Raw genomic sequence first — 709 nt, 5'->3', positions numbered from 1 at the left:
TTACTACAAAAATATAATGGCCTTTGGTCAAGTCATGACCATGATTCGATTTATTTAACTTTTGAACTTAACGAAGATACCGAACCAAACTTGACTCAAATCCTTGATTTAGCGACACACGAGGTATTAAATTGAATTTCTTCATTACCAATTATTTTCTAAAAAATTATCCTGAGCAAGTTAAAAAGGTTAGTGAAGACGGTCACCTGGTGGGAGCCATTTTGTCTCGTTTCTCACCGAATACGCGGATCATTAACGAATCTTCCATCGAAAACTATCAAACGCTCATTCAACAAATCACTAGCGACTACGAGTCTTTAACGAAACGTCCCCTAGACCCCTATATTCGCCCAGCATTTGGAGTATTTACCGAACAATCACTCGCTATCCATCAAAAAATGGGTTATTATACGGTGTTTTGGAGTCTTTCCCATATGGCCTGGAGCCCACCAAATGAACCCTCATCTCAAAAAAGACTGAAGATTTTAGGTGAACAATTAAGTAATGGAGCCATCATTCAACTCAACCCCAATAGTACCACTAACATCGAAATACTAGATGACTTTATCAAATACGGGCAACGAGCAGGTTATCATTTTGACCGTCTTGATTCCTAAAAAAAAGAGTAGGCCAGAAGTTGAAAATCAACTGATTTTCACTTCTTATGCCTACTCTTTTTTCTATATTTATTATCACCAAGCTATCGCTA

The 709-nt window shown here is 37.5% G+C and carries 1 protein-coding gene; it reads left to right on the top strand.

Going from position 1 to position 709, the window contains the following annotated elements; translation table 11 throughout:
* Positions 1–131: 131 nt before the first annotated feature.
* On the top strand, positions 132–617 hold the full coding sequence (locus tag HMPREF2811_RS04600; RefSeq protein ID WP_071408297.1) for a polysaccharide deacetylase family protein: 486 nt from the start codon (positions 132–134) through the stop codon (positions 615–617).
* The last annotated feature ends 92 nt before the right edge of the window (positions 618–709 follow it).

Source organism: Globicatella sp. HMSC072A10 (assembly GCF_001811625.1).
GTDB classification, from domain to species: Bacteria; Bacillota; Bacilli; order Lactobacillales; family Aerococcaceae; genus Globicatella; species Globicatella sanguinis.
The sequence above is the reverse complement of the archived record's forward strand: the minus strand, read 5'-3'. Positions and strand labels throughout refer to the sequence as shown.